The organism is Aureimonas ureilytica (assembly GCF_001475935.1).
In the GTDB taxonomy this organism is placed as follows: Bacteria; Pseudomonadota; Alphaproteobacteria; order Rhizobiales; family Rhizobiaceae; genus Aureimonas; species Aureimonas ureilytica_A.
This window is the reverse complement of sequence record NZ_LDQA01000077.1, coordinates 1-1,469: the sequence shown is the minus strand read 5'-3', so window position 1 is coordinate 1,469 and position 1,469 is coordinate 1. Positions and strand designations below refer to the sequence as shown.

Sequence of the window (1,469 nt, the reverse complement as noted above, 5' to 3'; positions counted from 1 at the left end):
TGCGGTGATACGTGTTTTTAGATAATACGTCGCCCACCATAAGATAAACAGAGTAGATCTTCGGCAGCGTCAGATGTATATAAGAGTAGGCGAGAGTCGTATGCTGTACCGTGACGCTGATTGCTGTGCGTTTGGCCTCAGCGGGTCGCTTTGGCCAGTTTCAGAATGTTGTGGGCGGTGCGGATCATCGCCCATTCGCATCGGACCTGATCGAGCCCACGTAGGAGGAACTGCCGGAAGCCTCTGGCCTGCTTGATCGGCCCGAAGACCGGCTCGACGATCTGTTTTCTCAGGCGGTAGCGGCTTCTGCGTCCAGCTCTGTTCAGGCGCGTGGCCATGGCGCTCATCAGAGGTGTTTTGGTCAGCTTGCGCTGTCCCGTCGCATTCGCCTCGCCATGGCGGGCCCGTACTGGAGCCAGATAGGCCGTGATCCTGCGCTGCTTCAGCGCCGATAGGTTCGCCTCGTTGGCAAAGCCGGCATCGCCCGAGAGTTCACGCGGTTTACGACCGAGATGGGAGCGAACATCGTCAATCAGCGGCACGAGGGCGCGTGAGTCCGCGGAGTTCGTTACGAGGCGGTGCGCCACGATGACCTGATAAGCCGCATCGACGGCGATCTGGCCGTTGTAGCCCTGCACGAAGCCGCCACGGGTCGGCAGGATACGGCTGTCGGGATCGGTGAAGTTGCGTTGTGCTCGATCCGGCGGTCCGCCATCCTTCGGGACTGTCAGGAATTTTGTGTGGGGCGGCCATAGTGGACCCGAAGGAGGTTCCCGATGGCACGACGCAAAGCCCCTCATATTCCTGATGCGCTTCCCAAGACGGCGTTTGATCCGGGCGGCCTTCTGGACGATCTGAAGAAGGCGCTGGCGGAGCGGGCGCTGAACGGCGAGATGGATCATCATCTGTCCGGTGAGAACGAGGCGGGCAACAGCCGCAACGGCTATGGCCGGAAGACGGTGACGACCGTCACGGGCCGGCTGGATCTTTCCGTGCCCCGGGATCGTCAGGCAAGCTTCGATCCGCAACTTATCGCCAAGTACCAAAGGCGGTTTCCGGGCTTCGACGAGAAGGTGATCTCGATGTAGGCCCGGTCGCGACAAACGCGTCGCGTTTGCGCTGAGCATGAGCAACCGCGACGTCGAGGACGTGCTTCTGGCTGTGGTCGATGGCCTGGAGGGCTTTCCCGGAAGAGGTTCGCCGGATCGTCTACACCACCAACCAGATTGAGGCCCTGAACTCCAAGCTTCGCCGCGCCGTCCGGGTCCGAGGCCACTTCCCGAACGACGATGCCGCGATGAAGCTTCTCTTCCTGGTCTTGAACCGCTCGGAAAAGGAGTGGAAGATGGCCCCGCGTGAATGGGCCATGGCCAAGGCCCAGTTCGCCATCCTCTTCGGCGAGCGATTCACAAAGGCTATGGCGGCCTGATCTTCAATCCGCCGCCCCACACGAAATTCCTGACAGTCCC

Annotated in this window: 2 pseudogenes; one reads left to right on the top strand and one right to left on the bottom strand. The window is 61.0% G+C overall.

Annotated elements, in window-relative coordinates:
• Nucleotides 1-137 precede the first annotated feature (137 nt).
• Nucleotides 138-719, bottom strand: a pseudogene (locus NS365_RS21760) (transposase); the annotation flags it as partial.
• 57 nt (nucleotides 720-776) lie between these two features.
• Between NS365_RS21760 and NS365_RS23855 the strand changes: the two are divergent.
• Nucleotides 777-1,429: pseudogene (locus NS365_RS23855) on the top strand (transposase).
• The last annotated feature ends 40 nt before the right edge of the window (nucleotides 1,430-1,469 follow it).